Annotated in this window: 17 protein-coding genes and 2 riboswitches; of the genes, 7 read left to right on the forward strand and 10 right to left on the reverse strand. The window is 65.7% G+C overall.

Annotated features, from left to right (window positions below; translation table 11 throughout):
* Complete coding sequence (locus ACE3P9_RS08500) at positions 1 to 1,182, forward strand: ABC transporter permease (RefSeq protein WP_374493316.1); 1,182 nt, start codon at positions 1 to 3, stop codon at positions 1,180 to 1,182.
* Between the two features lie 75 nt (positions 1,183 to 1,257).
* Here the strand turns inward: ACE3P9_RS08500 and ACE3P9_RS08505 are convergent, their stop codons facing one another.
* Positions 1,258 to 1,806 (reverse strand): Rrf2 family transcriptional regulator, encoded by a 549-nt coding sequence (locus ACE3P9_RS08505; protein ID WP_374493318.1) that lies wholly within the window; start codon positions 1,804 to 1,806, stop codon positions 1,258 to 1,260.
* Positions 1,807 to 2,021: 215 nt separating this feature from the next.
* On the reverse strand, positions 2,022 to 2,486 hold the full coding sequence (locus ACE3P9_RS08510) for an Lrp/AsnC family transcriptional regulator (RefSeq protein ID WP_374493319.1): 465 nt from the start codon (positions 2,484 to 2,486) through the stop codon (positions 2,022 to 2,024).
* 575 nt (positions 2,487 to 3,061) lie between these two features.
* Here ACE3P9_RS08510 and ACE3P9_RS08515 point away from each other — a divergent pair.
* Both ACE3P9_RS08515 and ACE3P9_RS08520 read left to right on the forward strand, forming a co-directional pair.
* Positions 3,062 to 3,592 carry a ferritin-like domain-containing protein gene (locus ACE3P9_RS08515; protein ID WP_374493321.1) on the forward strand — a complete coding sequence of 177 codons (531 nt, stop codon included), beginning with the start codon at positions 3,062 to 3,064 and terminating at the stop codon, positions 3,590 to 3,592.
* A 1-nt stretch (position 3,593) separates the two neighbouring features.
* A complete protein-coding gene (locus ACE3P9_RS08520; protein WP_374493322.1) occupies positions 3,594 to 4,151 on the forward strand; it encodes a lipocalin family protein in 558 nt (185 codons plus the stop codon).
* A gap of 63 nt (positions 4,152 to 4,214) precedes the next feature.
* Here ACE3P9_RS08520 and ACE3P9_RS08525 read toward each other — a convergent pair whose 3' ends face one another.
* From ACE3P9_RS08525 to ACE3P9_RS08540, 4 genes are all read right to left on the reverse strand, one after another.
* Positions 4,215 to 5,510: a solute carrier family 23 protein gene (locus tag ACE3P9_RS08525; protein ID WP_374493325.1), complete on the reverse strand. Its 1,296-nt coding sequence runs from the start codon at positions 5,508 to 5,510 to the stop codon at positions 4,215 to 4,217.
* Between the two features lie 118 nt (positions 5,511 to 5,628).
* Positions 5,629 to 6,054, reverse strand: coding sequence for a universal stress protein (locus ACE3P9_RS08530; RefSeq protein WP_374493326.1), 426 nt, complete (start codon positions 6,052 to 6,054; stop codon positions 5,629 to 5,631).
* A 164-nt stretch (positions 6,055 to 6,218) separates the two neighbouring features.
* Positions 6,219 to 6,731 carry a Fur family transcriptional regulator gene (locus ACE3P9_RS08535; protein ID WP_374493328.1) on the reverse strand — a complete coding sequence of 171 codons (513 nt, stop codon included), beginning with the start codon at positions 6,729 to 6,731 and terminating at the stop codon, positions 6,219 to 6,221.
* Between the two features lie 87 nt (positions 6,732 to 6,818).
* A complete protein-coding gene (locus ACE3P9_RS08540; RefSeq protein ID WP_374493329.1) occupies positions 6,819 to 7,604 on the reverse strand; it encodes a transporter in 786 nt (261 codons plus the stop codon).
* Positions 7,605 to 7,796: 192 nt separating this feature from the next.
* Between ACE3P9_RS08540 and ACE3P9_RS08545 the strand changes: the two genes are divergently transcribed.
* Positions 7,797 to 8,681, forward strand: a complete 885-nt coding sequence (locus ACE3P9_RS08545; protein WP_374493331.1) for a metal ABC transporter substrate-binding protein — start codon at positions 7,797 to 7,799, stop codon at positions 8,679 to 8,681.
* A gap of 157 nt (positions 8,682 to 8,838) precedes the next feature.
* Here ACE3P9_RS08545 and purH read toward each other — a convergent pair whose 3' ends face one another.
* The 3 genes from purH to dusB all read right to left on the reverse strand — a co-directional run bounded on the left by purH (position 8,839) and on the right by dusB (position 11,999).
* Positions 8,839 to 10,428: a bifunctional phosphoribosylaminoimidazolecarboxamide formyltransferase/IMP cyclohydrolase gene (gene purH, locus ACE3P9_RS08550; RefSeq protein ID WP_374493332.1), complete on the reverse strand. Its 1,590-nt coding sequence runs from the start codon at positions 10,426 to 10,428 to the stop codon at positions 8,839 to 8,841.
* Positions 10,429 to 10,647: 219 nt separating this feature from the next.
* Positions 10,648 to 10,899 carry a helix-turn-helix domain-containing protein gene (locus tag ACE3P9_RS08555; RefSeq protein WP_374493334.1) on the reverse strand — a complete coding sequence of 84 codons (252 nt, stop codon included), beginning with the start codon at positions 10,897 to 10,899 and terminating at the stop codon, positions 10,648 to 10,650.
* The gene (dusB, locus tag ACE3P9_RS08560) at positions 10,854 to 11,999 is read right to left on the reverse strand and encodes a tRNA dihydrouridine synthase DusB (RefSeq protein WP_374493335.1); all 1,146 of its coding nucleotides are present in this window, start codon (positions 11,997 to 11,999) and stop codon (positions 10,854 to 10,856) included. Before dusB ends, ACE3P9_RS08555 begins: the two co-directional genes overlap by 46 nt.
* A gap of 176 nt (positions 12,000 to 12,175) precedes the next feature.
* On the opposite strand from dusB, the gene ACE3P9_RS08565 reads away from it, so the two are divergent.
* A complete protein-coding gene (locus ACE3P9_RS08565; RefSeq protein ID WP_374493337.1) occupies positions 12,176 to 12,673 on the forward strand; it encodes a YqaA family protein in 498 nt (165 codons plus the stop codon).
* Between the two features lie 294 nt (positions 12,674 to 12,967).
* The gene (locus tag ACE3P9_RS08570) at positions 12,968 to 13,732 is read left to right on the forward strand and encodes an NYN domain-containing protein (protein ID WP_374493339.1); all 765 of its coding nucleotides are present in this window, start codon (positions 12,968 to 12,970) and stop codon (positions 13,730 to 13,732) included.
* Between the two features lie 218 nt (positions 13,733 to 13,950).
* On the opposite strand, the gene ACE3P9_RS08575 is transcribed toward ACE3P9_RS08570, so the two are convergent.
* Positions 13,951 to 14,166 (reverse strand): glycine zipper 2TM domain-containing protein, encoded by a 216-nt coding sequence (locus tag ACE3P9_RS08575; RefSeq protein WP_374493341.1) that lies wholly within the window; start codon positions 14,164 to 14,166, stop codon positions 13,951 to 13,953.
* A gap of 316 nt (positions 14,167 to 14,482) precedes the next feature.
* Positions 14,483 to 14,578: riboswitch (glycine riboswitch) on the forward strand.
* A 10-nt stretch (positions 14,579 to 14,588) separates the two neighbouring features.
* Positions 14,589 to 14,699, forward strand: a riboswitch (glycine riboswitch).
* Between the two features lie 84 nt (positions 14,700 to 14,783).
* Between ACE3P9_RS08575 and gcvT the strand changes: the two genes are divergently transcribed.
* Complete coding sequence (gcvT, locus tag ACE3P9_RS08580) at positions 14,784 to 15,914, forward strand: glycine cleavage system aminomethyltransferase GcvT (protein WP_374493343.1); 1,131 nt, start codon at positions 14,784 to 14,786, stop codon at positions 15,912 to 15,914.
* Positions 15,915 to 16,011: the final 97 nt, after the last annotated feature.

Here is a 16,011-nt window from a genome sequence, read left to right on the forward strand (position 1 = left end):
ATGTCCGACGACGACCGCACCGCCATCCGCCTGCAGGCCGCGCGCGCCAGCGTGCGGCGCAGCCTGCAGAACATCTACTTCCTGGGAATCAAGGAATTCTTCAGCCTGCTGCGCGACTGGGCCATGATGGGCGTGATCGTCTTCATGTTCACCGGGGCCGTGCTCGCCGATGCACGCGCCAAGCCCGACACCCTGAGCAACGCGGCCATCGCCGTCGTCGACGAGGACCAGTCCGCCCTCTCGCAGCGGCTCATTGACGCGCTGCGTCCCCCCTACTTCATGCCCCCGCGTCTCATAGGCCGGGAGCAGATGGACCGCGTCATGGACATGGGCGAGGACACCTTCGTGCTCGACATCCCGCCCAACTTCCAGCGCGATCTGGTGGCAGGGCGGCATCCGGCCCTGCAGCTCAACGTCGATGCCACCCGGCAGAGCCAGGCCCTCTCCGGCCCCGGCTACGTCGAGACCATCCTGGTCGAGGAAGTGCTCGCCTGGGCCCAGAACCACCGCAGTGCCGATCTGCCCCTGCCCACCGATCTGGTGGTGCGCGTCAAGTACAACCCCAACCTCTACGGCTCGTGGTTCGGGGGGCTGACCAGCATCATCAACAACCTCACCCTGCTGTCGATCGTGCTCGCAGGGGCGGCGCTCATCCGCGAGCGCGAGCACGGCACCATCGAGCACCTGCTGGTCATGCCCGTCACCTCGCTGGAGATCATGCTCTCCAAGGTCTGGAGCATGAGCGTGGTGGTGCTCGGGGGAGCGCTGCTGGCGCTCACCGTCATCGTGCGGGGGGTGCTCGGCGTGCAGGTCAACGGCTCGGTGGCGCTGTTCGCCCTCGGCACGCTCATCTACCTGTTCTCCACCACCTCGCTCGGCATCTTTCTCGGCACGCTCGCGCGCAGCATGCCGCAGTTCGGCCTGCTGGCCATCCTGGTGCTGCTGCCACTCATCGTGCTCTCGGGGGCCATCACGCCGCTCGAAAGCATGCCCGAGGCCGTGCGCCTGCTCATGTCGGCGACGCCCACCATCCACTTCGTGAGCTTCGCACAGGGCGTGCTGTTCCGGGGCGCCGGGATCGAGACCATCTGGCCCTCGCTCCTGGCCATCTGCGTGACGGGATCGGTCTTCTTCTGGATCGCCAACGTCCGGCTGCGCAAGACCATCGGCGAAATGGAATAGGCACAGGCGCCACCCGCAGGAGAGCGCTGCGCCGTGTGACGGCGGCGGGAGACGAAGGCGGCTGGTGCCGCGTCCTCAGGTGCCGGAAAGGGCGTCGTCGACGTCGTTGGCTGCGTCGAGCGAGGCAGAGACAGGTACCCGCCGACAGGCCATGAGGGGATCCTCGGCATCCACGGGCTTGCGCAGGCCCGTGCCCATCGAGGGCATGAACAGAATGCGCTGTTCGCGCTCGGACATGATGCTTTCCAGCGTGACCTGGTCAAGCACGACCAGAAAGGCATGCAGGGCCTTGCCCAGCACCTCGCGCAGGTGACAGCTGCCGGTGAGCAGGCACTGGCTGCCGTCCGCAAAGCATTCGACCAGATGGAAGTCCCGCTCCATGTGGCGCACCACATCGCCGATGACGATCTTGCTGGCCTCCCGCGCCAGCCGCAGGCCCCCTCCCTTGCCCCGCAGGCCATCCACGTAGCCGGCGCGGATGAGCTGGTTGACGACTTTCATGAGATGGCTGCGGGAAATGCCGAAGCGATCGGAGATTTCCTGGATGGTCACCAGCCGGTGGCCATTGGCCTGCAGATAGATCAGGACACGCAACGCGTAATCCGTATGCTGGGTAATGTGCACGGTGAGGGAAAGAGAACTGCAAATGAATGCAAGGCAGTATACGTGAGGGGATTTTTGCTGTCACGCGGCTTTGCGCCGGCTCCTTCCCTCTCCCACGGGGCCGCCACAGATTCTGCGGTGGTGCATGACCTGCGTCACGAAATCTGCAGATCGTGTTGCGGTTCGCGTGCCACGTTCGAGCCCGTCCCTGACGGATTCAGGCAGACGGAGGCTCTTCAGTCCACCGGCAGCGAGGTGCGCATGAACACCGGACGCAGCACGAAGCTGGTGTGCACCCCCGTCACCCCCTCGATGCGGGTGAGTTTGCCGAGCAGCAGCTGCTGGAAGTCCTTCATGTCGCGCACCACCACCTTGATCTGGTAGTCGGACTGCTGTCCGGTGATGAGCAGGCACTCCAGCACTTCCGGGATGTCCTGCACCAGCGTCTCGAAGTGGGCAAACCGCTCGGGCGTGTGCTTGTCCATGGAAATGCCGATCAGAGCCATGAGCGTGAACCCCATCTTGTGGGCATCGAGCATGGCCCGGTAGCCTGCGATCAGGCCGCTTTCCTCCAGCGCCCGCACACGCCGCAGACAGGGCGAAGGAGACAGTCCCACCTGCTCGGCGAGCTCCTGGTTGCTCAGGCGTCCATGCTCCTGCAGCACGGCGAGGATCTTGCGGTCGTAACGGTCCATTTCCATGAAATTGCTCACTTTCGATGAAAAGAGAAATTATCTGCCTCATTTTGGCGAATCTGCCCGCACAACGCCAGCATATTGCGCAGCATGCGGCCTACCATACACACATTGGATATCGCATCGGCAACCGCTCCGGCTTCTGCCGCACGATGCCAAAGGGATCGCCCACCGGCCACTCCGTGTGACACACGACACGGCAGCATCCACCCTGTACCCCCTTCACGAGAGGGAGCCCACAGGCGGCCAGCTCCTCACGAGGGACTCGGGTGCATACCCGTCTGCACCGGGCGCCCTGCAGGGCTGCCCCGGCTGCTTCCACTCTCCTTCCCCTCCCTGCTTTCTCCTCCCCCCATCCTGGACGATGCCCCTTGCAGGGGACTTTCGGGGCCTGTGTGGCGTGGCCTGTGTCCGGGGATTGCTGGCTCAGCCTTCTCTGCCGCTGCCGGCACAGCGGCAGGATTGTCATTTTGTAAGAGACGCCAGCAACTGCAGCAATCCGTTCTCCACTGAGTGCCTTGGCGCTATATTTTCAGGGCAGTTGGATCTTTTCATTTTCAATTCTTGTAAAGGAATCTGTCATGACGAGTCATTCTTCCCTCAAGCTGGATCAGTCGGCCATCGAGAAGTCCAAGAAAAGCCTGGATGACGGTGCCGTCACCCCCAGCATTGCGCCGTGGGCCGCAGACATCTGTGCGCTGCTCAATGCTTCGCTCGCGACCGAGTGGGTCTGCGTGCTGCGCTATCGCCGCCATGCCTGCACCGCCAAGGGACTGGCCTCTCCCAAGATCGCCGAGGAGTTTCTGGTGCATGCCAACGAGGAGCTGGCCCATGCCGACCTTCTGGCCGAGCGCATCGTGCAGCTGGGCGGTTCGCCCGATCTCAACCCCGATACCCTGTCCAAGCGCAGCCATGCCGACTACGACGACAGCACCGACCTCAAGGCCATGATCCGGGCCAACCTGGTGGCCGAGCGCGTCGCGGTGGAAACCTACCGCCAGATCATCCAGCTCGTGGCCGACAAGGACCCCACCACCAAGCGCATGCTCGAAGGCATCCTCGAACAGGAAGAGGAACACGCCGAGGAGCTTTCCGACTGGCTGGAGGACTGACATGCGTGCCCGCCGTCTGGCCTGGGGAGCCCTGGGCGTGGCTGGTGCAGTGGCGGGGGCCGTGGCCCTGCAGGGCTGCGCCACCCGCCTGCCTGCGGGCATCGAGCCCGTGCGCCACTTTGCCCTCGACCGCTATCTGGGCACCTGGTACGAGATCGCCCGGCTCGACCACTCGTTCGAGCGCGGGCTGGAGCAGACCACTGCCACCTACAGCCTCCAGCCCGATGGCAGCGTGCAGGTGGTCAACCGGGGCTTCGATCCCCGCGCCGGGAGCTGGAAGCAGGCCACCGGCAAGGCCCGGTTCGTGCAGGGGCCGGATGTGGCCCATCTCAAGGTCTCGTTCTTTGGCCCGTTCTATGGGGCCTACGGCGTGTTCGTGCTCGATCCGCAGTACCGCTATGCCCTGGTGAGCGGGGCAGACCGGTCGTATCTGTGGGTGCTGTCGCGCACGCCCACGCTGCCCGCAGGAGAGCTCGATCTTCTGCTGCTGCAGGCACGGGCAGCGGGCTTCGACACCGACCGCCTCGTCTACCCACGCCAGCAGGCGGTCCAGCCCTGAACTCCACCGTGCCGGCTCCTGACTGCAGGAGCCGGCCTTGGCCTGCGGGGGAGCGGGGATGCATCACTCCGCTGCGCGTCGCAGGCGCAGCATCTGGTGCAGCAGGATGGCGCCGAACGTGGCAGTGCCAATGCCGCCGAGCCGGAAGTTGCCGAACGCCAGTGTGAAGTCCCCGGTGCCCAGCACCAGCGTGATGGCTGCCACCATGAGGTTTCCGGTATCGCCAAAATCCACGTGGTTGCGCACCCAGATGTTGGCCCCCGACACGGCGATCAGGCCGAACACCACGATACTCACACCGCCCATCACCGGCAGCGGAATGGCCTGGATCACCGCCCCGAACTTGGGGCTGAACCCGAGCACGATGGCAATGCAGGCTGCGGCCACGAACACGGCGGTGGAATAGATGCGGGTGGCAGCCATCACGCCGATGTTTTCGGCATAGGTGGTCACCCCGGGCCCGCCGGCGGCTCCGCTCACCATGGTGGCCAGACCGTCGCCGATGAAGGCGCGCCCCATGTAGGCATCGAGCTTGCGGCCCGTCATGGCCGTGACGGCCTTGATGTGGCCCAGATTCTCGGCCACCAGAATGAACACCACCGGCACGATGAGCAGCATGGCGTCGCTGTGGAACACAGGGTGGGCAAAGGTCGGCGTGCCCAGCCAGGCGGCCCGCGCGATGCCGGAGAAATCCATGGGGGTGCCGAGGCCGAATCCGTTGGTGAGCAGCACATACACGGCTGTCGCCACCAGCAGCCCCAGCAGGATCAGCAGCCGCTGCAGCATGCCGCGCGTCATCACGGCCACCAGTGCCACACACAGGAAGGTGACGGCCTGCATCCAGCTGTCGAAGTTGCCGTGGGCCATGTTCTTGACGGGGATGGAGGCGAGGTTGAGCCCGATCACGGCCACGACCGCGCCGGTGACCACCGGCGGCATCAGGGTCTCGATCCAGCGTGTGCCGATGGCCTGCACCACCGCCCCGATGAGGGCATACGCAAGTCCGCACGCGATGATGCCCCCGAGCGCCACCGCGATGCCCGTGTTGGGGCCCTTGCCGGAATAGCCGGTGGCGGCGATCACCACGCCGATGAAGGCAAAGCTGCTGCCCAGATAGCTCGGCACGCGGCCGGCCGTGAGCACAAAGAAGATCAGCGTGCCGATTCCGCTCATCAGAATGGCGAGGTTGGGATCGAAGCCCATCAGGATGGGGGCCAGCACCGTGGAGCCGAACATGGCCACCACGTGCTGCATGCCCATCAGCCCGGTCTGGGGCCACGAGAGCCGTTCCTCCGGCCCGATCACGCCACCGTTGCGCAGCACCGCCGTGGTCTTTTCCGTCCATTGCACAAAGGACATCCGAATACTCCTGAACAAGCAAGCGAGCCCCTCTGCGTCCCTGCCCCGCCCCGCTTGGCAGGGGCTGGCGCAGGGCACGGAGGAGCTGCAGAATGAGGAAGAGGCGCCGCAGAAAGACTCAGCGCACCAGCAGCACGGGCACCGTGCACTCCGCTAGCACCTTGGTGGCGACCGAGCCCATGACCAGGCTGCCGAGCGCCCCGTAGCCGTGCGAGCCCATCACCACGAGGTGGAAGTCGCCTTCCTGGGCGACCTGCGCGATGATCGATCCGGGGGTGCCGACCTTGCCCACGACGCGTGGGTGGATGTCATGCATGGCCAGGAACTTGACCACCGGGTCCGTCACCTTGGCGGATTCCTCGGCGTAGTACTGCAGCAGGACTTCCTTGCTGATGGCGCTGGTGGCCCGGTTGGGCAGCTGGGGCACGACGGTCAGCAGAACATAGTCGTTGCGGCCGGACATGAACATCTCGCGGTTTTCCACGAGATAGGCCAGCATTTTCTTGGTGTAGGGGCTGCCGTCGACGGCGAGCAGGACTTTCATGGCAATCTCCTGTGAGACAGTCCCCGGACACGGGGCTGCCGGTGGAGGAGACAGGCGCACCGTGCACCGCCCGGGCAAGCCAGGCCATCGGCACCTCTGTCTCCGTCAGGAAGAATTGGACCACATTGCCCCTGCCGTGGCACAGGGCCCCCAGCGGGAAGAGGTCAGTGATTGCAGTCCCTGCACAGTCCGTGCACGGTGAGGGCAAGATCGTTGCCGGCCAGCCCCTCTTGCCGCAGCACGTTCTGGATGCGGGACAGAAGCGCGGGCAGCTCGGGGGTGTCGGGCAGGGCCGAAATCTGGTGGCACTTGTCACACTCGAACAGCCCAGCGCCCGCGAGCTCGGCCATGGCAAAACGCCACGTGCGGTCGCTGCCCTGGAGTTTGCGCAGCAGCCCTGCGTGCACGAAGCGGTCGAGCAGGCGGTAGAGCGTCACCTTGTTGGGAACGGTGACCGAATCCTGTCCGCCACTGGCCTGCAGGGCCTGCATGAGGTCGTCGTGGCTCAGCGGGACGCGTGCCTCGTGCACGATCTCCAGCACCCGCACACCTGCCCGCGTGGCGCGCAGTCCGCGTTCGCGCAGCACGTGGGCCCACCCATGGTCATGCCCTGCATCCGGCACGGGCGCCAGGACGGGAGCGGAAGAACGGGAAGGAACGGAGGAAATCGCAGACATCACCCCCACTCTACACCAAGGCCCCGGGCGTCGCCACTGGCAGCGCGCTTGTGTGCAGGCGGGGCCGTATCCGTTCCCGTGCGCTGCTTACCAGCGCATGGTCACGCCGGCGCCGAGGGTGCGCTCGATGGGGCCGCTCTGCAGACTCTGGCGGTAGCCCACATCGAGGTCCACGTTCTTGCCCCAGTGGTAGATGGCGCCGGCAAGGGCATAGGACAGCGTGGAGGGGCCGGTCGCATCCGGGTTGCGGCTTGCGCCGACGTCGGCAGCAAAGCTCCAGCGCTCGCTGGGGGCATAGAGCACGGCGGTAGAGGCGCTCCACAGGCCGGTGCGCAGACCCTGGTTGTTGTCGTAGTGGGTGGCGCCGGCATTGGTGAGCCAGGTCCAGGGGCCGTTCTGGTACTGGCCGATGAGGCTGAGCGCCTGGGTGCTGCGGCCGGTGCCGAGCCCCTTCGAGGCATTGCCGCTGGGCAGGGTGACGGCCGGCTTGAGGGCGAATGACCAGTTGCCGGCCTCGTGGAAGCGCCACTTGGCCTGGGCCGTGATGTCTCCCACGCCGCTGACCGCGTCGTCCCCATCCGTGCGGAGGTGCTGGTAGGGCAGGTTCATGGCCAGATCCAGGGTGTCGGTGATGCCGCGCGTCAGGGTGGCATTGACGGCCTGGGTGTGGGTGGAAGTCCCGTCCTCGTCGCGCACACGGGTCTGGTCGGTGTTGAGCTCGAACTGCCAGTGGCCGGTGCCCTGGGTGCCGGTGTCATCGGTGATGAGCGGATGGGCGGCCTGTGCGGGCAGCGAAGCGGCCAGCCCCGCCCCGCCAAGGGCGAGCGGAACCAGGAGTGCACGGGACAGCGAGCGGAGGGATGTCAGGGACATGGGGAGCCTTGCAGAGTCGTAAATGAAAAGACAAACGGTGCTATTATCGCAACTGTGTTGCAATTATAGACAAATCGGGAGGTGCTGCAGATGATAATGCAAACGATAACCATTTTCATCTATTGTGCGATGAAACGGATCGGATGCAGGTCTGCGCGATTCCGGTCTTCCCTGTCACCGAGGAGAATGGACATGAAGAAAACGAGTTGGTTCAAGGGGCTGCTGGCAGCCTGTGGTCTGTGGGCGGCCGCCGCCTGGGCGGCGCCGATGCCGGTGGTGGCGAGCTTCAGCATTCTCGGCGATGTGGCGCGCGAGGTGGGGGGCAGCCGGGTGAGTGTGCAGACGCTCGTGGGTCCCGATCAGGACGGGCACGTCTACCAGATGACCCCGGCCGACATCCGCAAGCTGCGCGCTGCCCGTCTCGGGCTCCTGAGCGGCCTGGGTTTCGAGGGCGCGGGGATGCAGCGCGCCTTTGCCTCCAGCCACATTCCGGTGGCCGTGGCCTCGCAGGGCATCACCCCGACGCGCATGACCGACGAGCACGGACATGCGGTGTTCGATCCGCACGTGTGGAACGATCCGGTGCTCATGCAGACCTATGCACGCAATGTGGCGGCTGCGCTCATGCGCACCGATCCGGCGGGCCGTGCCTACTATGCCCAGCGCCTCACGGCCTACGAGGGGCAGCTCAGGGCGCTCGACCAGTGGGTGCGCCAGCAGTTCGCGCCGATTCCGGTGGCCCAGCGCAAAGTGCTCACGGGGCATGATGCGTTCGGGTATTTCGCGCGCCGCTACCAGCTGCGCTTCATCGCGCCGCAGGGGGTGAGCACCGAGAGCGAGGCCTCCGCCCGCACGGTGGCGATGATCGTGCAGCAGGTGCGGCGCGAGCACATCAAGGCCGTGTTCGTCGAAAACATCAAGGACCCGCGTCTCGTGCAGCAGCTCGGTCGCGAGGCGGGTGTGCAGGTGCAGGGCGAGCTGTATTCCGACGCCCTGAGCCGCGCAGGCGGACCCGCCCCGACCTACCTGCAGCTGGTGCGCCACAACGTGCAGCTGCTGGCCCGCGCCATGCGGTAAGGGTGTTCCCGGGGCAGCACTGTGCTGCCCGGGGTGTCCGGGCGGTGTGCCCATGAAAGAAGCCGGCAGCTCCCGAGGGGGAACTGCCGGCTTTGTGCATGGGCCAGGGCCGCAGGGCCGGCCGGAAGGCACGGCCCAGCGGGACCGGTCAGGGAGATCAGTGGCGGAAGTGGCGCACGCCGCTGAAGACCATCGCCACGCCGCGCTCGTTGGCGGCGTCGATCACTTCCTGGTCGCGCATGGAGCCGCCCGGCTGGATTACGCAGGTGGCACCGTGGTCGATCACCACGTCGAGCCCGTCGCGGAACGGGAAGAAGGCATCGCTCGCCACGGCCGTGCCGGCCAGGCTCAGGCCCGCAGCCTGGGCCTTGATGCTGGCGATGCGAGCCGAGTCGAGGCGGCTCATCTGGCCGGCGCCCACGCCCATGGTCATGCCGTCCTTGCAGAAGACGATGGCGTTGCTCTTGACGAACTTGGCCACCTTCCAGGCAAACAGCAGATCCTGGAGCTGCTGCTCGGTGGGCTGGAGCTGGGTGACGACCTTGAGGTCGGAGAGGTGGAGCTCATGGCTGTCGGAGGTCTGCACCAGCAGGCCGCCGCCCACGCGCTTGTAGTCGTGGGCGTTGGCCGTGGCGGAGGTGCCGGCGGGCAGCGCGATGCGCAGCAGGCGCACATTGGTCTTGGGCTTGAAGACTTCCAGGGCTTCGGGCGTGAAGTCCGGGGCCATCAGCACTTCGACGAACTGCTTGACGATGTGCTCGGCTGCCGCGCGGTCGAGCGGGCGGTTGAGAGCGATGATGCCCCCGAAGGCGCTCGTGGGATCAGTCTGGAAGGCCTTGGCATAGGCGTCGGCGGCATCCTTGCCCATGGCCACGCCGCAGGGGTTGGCGTGCTTGACGATCACGCAGGCGGGCACGTCGAACTGCTTGACGCATTCCCAGGCGGCATCGGCATCGGCGATGTTGTTGTAGCTCAGCTCCTTGCCCTGCAGCTGCTCGGCCGTGACGATGGAGCCCACCGGCGGCTGCGGTTCGCGGTACAGCGCGGCATGCTGGTGGCTGTTTTCGCCATAGCGCAGGTCCTGCACCTTGGCGAATTCGAGGTTGACCTGGCCGGGGAACTCGCCACGCACGGGCGTACCCTCGATGCCGGCAGCGTCGAACGCAACCGAGGAGAGGTAGTTGCTGATTGCGCCGTCGTACTGGGCAATGCGGTTGAACGCAGCCACCGACAGTGCAAAGCGCGTGGCCAGGCTCACCTGGCCGGCGTCGCGCAGCTCGGCGATCACGCCTGCGTACTGGTTGGCGTCGGTCAGCACGGCCACGTCCTTCCAGTTCTTGGCGGCACTGCGCACCATGGCCGGGCCGCCGATGTCGATGTTCTCGATGGCGTCGGCCAGCGTGCAGCCCGTCTTGGCCACGGTGGCCTCGAACGGGTAGAGGTTCACCACCAGCAGGTCGATGGTGGGGATGTCGTGTGCGGCCAGCGCAGCCATGTGCTCGGGCAGGTCACGGCGGGCCAGCAGGCCGCCGTGGATCTTGGGATGCAGGGTCTTGACGCGGCCGTCGAGCATCTCGGGGAAGCCGGTGTGATCGGCCACCTCGGTCACGGGCAGGCCGCTGTCGGCGAGCAGGCGGGCGGTGCCGCCGGTGGACAGCAGCTTGATGCCCAGAGCATGCAGCTCACGGGCGAGGTCGACGATGCCGGTCTTGTCGGACACGGACAGCAGGGCAGTCAGTTGGGTCATGTTTCAGGTTCCAGAAACGAATCAACGAAAAAAATCAGACGGACAGAAAAAAGGGCCAGGAAAAAAAGGCCAGGGCGGAACGGATTCCCGCCCACTCAGGCCGGCGGGGCCGCAGGATCGGGCACGTCCGGTGCGGGAGTGGGCTCCGGGGCCGGATCGGGGGCGGGGCCCGGCACGGGCAGCGGATGCGGGCGAACGGGAACTTGGGGCTCCATGGCGTCAATCCTTGTCGGTGGTAGGCAGGAGGCCGTGCTCGACGAGCTTCTTGCGCAGGGTGTTGCGGTTGAGGCCGAGCCATTGCGCGGCCCGGCTCTGGTTGTTGCGTGCCTGTTCCATCACCAGCTCCAGGAGCGGCTTCTCGACCACGCGCAGCAGCATGTCGTACATGTTGCTCGGTTCCTGCCCCTGCAGGTCATCCAGGTACGTCAGCAGGTTGCTGCGCACGCATTCTTCAAGACGTTCATGTCCCATGGGATTGCGGTTTCCTTTGTCGTATTTCTTGAATCGGGGCCGGCGGCAGCACGCGGCGTGGCGGGACGCCAGTTCTCCACGGTGCGTGCGGCATCGGCGGCTGGCGAGGGCCAGTGCAGGTGGTGTTCTCCCAGGGCATCGAGCCAGTCGTGCACGGCCTGCCACTGCGCCTCGGCGTCTTCCAGGGCATTCACCGTCTGTCGCAGGGCATCGCCTCCGGGCAGGCCAGCCACGTACCAGCCGATGTGCTTGCGGGCACTGCGCACGCCGGCCCAGTCGCCATGCAGCGCATAGTGATCGCGCAGGTGGTCGAGCAGTGCGGAGCCCACCTCGCGCACCGTGGGCGGCTCCCGCAGGGTGCCCGTGGCAAGGTAATGGTCGATGTCGCGGAAGATCCAGGGCTGGCCCATGGCCGCACGACCGATCATCAGCGCATCGGCGCCTGTGGCGCGCAGCACCGCAGCGGCCTTGCGGGGCGAGTCGATGTCGCCATTGGCCACCACCGGAATGCGCAGCGCCGACTTGATCGCGGCGATGGTGGCGTATTCGGCTTCGCCACCGTAGCCCTGCTCGCGGGTGCGGCCATGCACCGTCACGAGCGCCACCCCTGCCTCCTGCGCCAGTCGTGCGAGGCGGGGCGCATTGCGCTGGTCATGGCGCCAGCCCGTGCGCATCTTGAGCGTCACGGGCACGTCGTGCGGCGCGCAGGCTGCCACCACCGCCTCGATGAGGGAGAGCGCAAGCGCCTCGTTCTGCATCAGGGCCGAGCCGGCCCACTTGTTGCACACCTTCTTGGCCGGGCAACCCATGTTGATGTCGATGATCTGGGCGCCCCGGTCGATGTTGTAGCGTGCGGCCTCGGCCATCTCTGCTGCATCCACGCCGGCGATCTGCACAGCCACCGGGCCTGGCTCGCCGTCATGGTCCGCACGGCGCGAAGTCTTGAGGCTGTGCCACAGCTCCTTGCGCGAGGTCACCATTTCGCTCACGGCATGCCCGGCGCCGAAGCGCCGGCACAGCTGGCGGAACGGTCGGTCCGTCACGCCCGCCATGGGGGCGACAAACAGCCGATTCGGCAGGGTGAACTGGGCGAGTTGCATGAACAGGAAAAGGCGGGGGAGAGCGACGCGCGCGAACGGCGCGAGCGGGGGAGAAAGGGGATCGATTGTACTGCTTGTTTTTTACGCAATCAAGCTGCGGCATACACCCGACTGACCGGCGCGGCACTCCGCTGCCGAGTCTGTCGGGACTGCCGTGCCCCGTATACTCCGGCGGCATGGACGCCTTCTTCACGTCGCTGCTGCACGCGCTCGCCATGCCCCAGTACGGTCTCAGCACCGTGTTTGTGGTGGCATTCGTTTCCGCCACCCTGCTGCCCATGGGATCGGAACCCGCGGTCTATGGGCTGGTGGCACTCAATCCGCACCTGTTCTGGCCCGCCATCGGCGTCGCAACCCTGGGCAACACCCTGGGTGGCATGCTCACCTGGTGGATGGGCCTGGGCGCCAACGAGCTCGCCGAAAAAGCCCGGCATGGCCGGGTGCACCTGCGGGCACTCGCATGGATGCATCGCCTGGGCCCCAAGGCCTGCTTTCTGGCCTGGCTCCCGGTCATCGGCGACCCCCTGTGCGCCGTGGCCGGCTGGCTGCGCATGCCGGGCTGGCCCTGCATGGGCTGGATGGCCCTCGGCAAGTTCGTGCGCTACGTGCTCATGACCAGCCTGCTCCTCTGGGGCCTCCCCCACGAATGGGCCGCCCGCCTGCTTGCGGGCTGAGGAGCATAGTCGGCCCCCCGTTTCTCTGGCCTGGACAGGAATGGGTACAGATGGGTGCAATTGTCCCAAATGGTTCTGTAACTCGGCTGTTGCCCCTCCGCTAAACTGTCTCAGCCCTATCCTGATCAACGACGGTTTGAAGGGCGGGCCATTGTTCGGGCAAACTGGATAGCCGTCTGAAAAATACGGGCAGTCCAGATACGACCGGAAGCGGCAAGGACAGGTTGTCCATCGATCGATCATAAAACTCACAGTCCAGTGAACAATACGACGTCCCTTATTCCAGAAACTCGCGTGGCCGTACTGGTCGATTGCGACAACGTGTCCCCCGAAATACTCGAACATGCCTTGCGCATGGTGGCGCAGTTCGGCCGTGTTGTTTTGCGCAGGGGGTATGGCAATCAGAGTACGCTGGCTCACAAGTGGCAGGAAGCCCTGGTACGTCTGGCTTTCACTCCATGCCTTCAGTACCAGTACGCTGCTGGCAAGAACACCGCCGATATTGCGCTGGCGCTCGATGCATTGGAGGCGCTGTTCGATCATCGTGCCGACACGTTTTGCCTCGTCACCAGTGACTCGGACTTTTCGTATCTCTGTCGCAAATTGCGCGAGCGCGGTGCAACGGTGTGCATCGTAGGAGAACCCAAAACTCCCGATGCACTGCGCAACGCCAGCGATCAGTTCTTTGAATGGATGCGGCCAGAGCCCTCTGCCGAACCTGTTGCTCATACTCTCCCAAAGGCGGCCAAGGCAGAGGCCGTGAAGTCGGATACCACAAAGCTGGAACAGTCCAAGCCAGCGGTCAAGCGCAGGCCGAGGTTTCTGGTGGAAGCCGTTTCTCTGCTGGCCAGCGATACGTCCGAAGGCAAGGTTGGCCTGGGTGTTCTGGGGCAATATCTCAAGCGTACAGACCCAGCTTTCTCTCCTCAAACCTATGGGCATTCAGGACTGCTGAACATGGTCAGAACCTATGATCTGCTCACTCCTCATCAAGAGGAAGGTGGCAATTGGTCCGTGAGCCTGGCACCTAAGCCTGAGATATCTTCGGAAGACGGGTAGAGCTGATTCAGTACCGCCATTCAATGGATCAATCGGTGTAGTACGTGGTGCTTCTTCGCCCCTCCGATGCAACGCCAAGTGACAATATCTTGTGTCAGGGAAAGACCTCTCTGTGCCGAGAAACAGCAGCCTGCGCGCATGAAAAAAGGCGAACCCGTGTGGATTCGCCTTGTGCGGTGCATCTGGGCACCGGCTGTGCGTGCGCGGCAGCAGTCGGCTTACTTGGCCACTTCGTGACCGATCAGGCCACCGACTGCGGCACCGCCGACGGTGTTGAGCAGGCTGCCGTCACCCAGGTTGGAACCCACCACGGCGCCAGCACCGGCACCGATCACGGCACCCTTGTCGGAGCGGCTCATGCCGTTCCACGTGGAACAACCGGTGGCCAGGGTAGACAGGCTGGCCACGGCCAGCAGGGCGATCCATTTTTTCATCATCGTTCTCCTTGGAAAAGGGATATAGACCTAGCAGGAACCTGCGACGCAGGCTCCTGACAGTCCTCCCGTATCGCAGACGCCTCCATGGTAAAAGTTCCGCGCCGGGGGCGCCGGCAGGATTGCTACAAATTGTGGGGTGGAGTGGCCTGTGCTGTCTGTCGTCAAGCCCCGGGGACGATCTTTCTGTGACATGCGTCGCACTCGTTCACAAATTCTGTGGGGGCATGGGCGGCCGATGGGGCCGCGACTGCGGCGGGCGCGCCACGGCCGCCTGCAGATTGCTGGCCGCCGCAGGGGCGCCTCCCCCTATAATCGGGCCCTGTCAGGAGAGCGTCCGGGAGCGTACATCGATCAGCCGGGCCGCCGAAGGCGCACAGCAACGCTCAGGCACCAGGACTGGCAGCCATTCCCAGGCGGGAATGTTCTTCGCTGGAGAGCGCGCGTGGGGAGCGACACCCCACCGCCACCGAAGGAGCAAGCCGATCATCGTGCCGGCGAATCTCTCAGGTAAAGTGGACAGCGGGGTGAGCGGCTTGCCGCACGCCGTTGCATGGCGCAACGGATCGGCCGCCCCCTTCAACGACGGATTCCGCAGTCCCCACCGGAGATCTCCCATGTCTGCTCCCTCGACCGACCTGCTCCTCACCCCTCTCCATGCCCTGCACCTCGAACTCGGTGCCCGCATGGTGCCCTTTGCCGGCTATTCCATGCCGGTGCAGTATCCCGCCGGCCTGCTGGCCGAGCACCAGCACACCCGCCAGGCGGCCAGTCTCTTCGATGTGTCCCACATGGGACAGCTGCGCCTTGTGGGGCCGGATGCGGCTGCCGCGTTCGAAACCCTCATGCCCGTCGATGTGGTCGGTCTGGCTCCGGGGCGCCAGCGCTATGGTCTTCTGCTCAACGATGCAGGCGGCATCATCGACGACCTGATGTTCGTCAACACGGGCGAGGATCTGTTCGTCATCGTCAACGGCGCCTGCAAGGCCGGTGACATCGCCCATATCCAGGACCGCATCGGCGCGCGCTGCGCAGTGGTGCCCCTGCCCACTCAGGCCCTGCTTGCGCTGCAGGGACCGCAGGCCGTCGCGGCCCTGTCGCGCCTGGTGCCCGGGGTTGAATCGCTGGTGTTCATGACGGGCGGGCGCTTCCGCTGGGGCGTGGTCGATCTGTTCGTCACCCGCAGCGGGTATACCGGCGAGGACGGATTCGAGATTTCCGTGCCCGGCGAACAGGCCGAGGCCTTTGCCCGTGCGCTGCTGGCCGAGCCCGAAGTGCGCCCCGCCGGTCTGGGCGCCCGCAACAGCCTGCGCCTCGAAGCGGGCCTGTGCCTGTACGGCAACGACATCGACACCACCACCACGCCGGTGGAAGCTGCCCTGACCTGGGCCATCCAGAAGGTGCGTCGCACCGGTGGCGCGCGTGCAGGCGGGTTCCCCGGTGCCGGCATCGTGCTCGACCAGCTCGATGGCCGCATTCCGCCCGAGCGCGTGCGCGTGGGGCTGGTGGCGCGTGAGCGCGTGCCGGTGCGCGAGCCCGCCCCGCTGCAGGCGGCAGACGGCACCCCCATCGGCCATGTCACGAGCGGGCTGCTGAGCCCCAGCCTCAACCAGCCCGTTGCCATGGGATATGTACAGGCTGGCTCTGCCGCCATTGGCACCGAGGTGCTGGCCATCGTGCGTGGCAAGCCGGTGCCCATGGTGGTGGCTTCCATGCCCTTCGTGCCCACCCGGTACTACCGCGGCTGATGGCCGCAGGGGCGCCGGCTGGGCCAGCGCTCCGACTCTCCTGCCTCGTGTCCGCCCGGCGCATGGCGCGCGTGCCGGCACAGGCAGGGAGGGGCTG

The sequence above is a fragment of the Allobrachymonas sp. genome (assembly GCF_041912815.1).
Classification (GTDB): Bacteria; Pseudomonadota; Gammaproteobacteria; order Burkholderiales; family Burkholderiaceae_C; genus Brachymonas.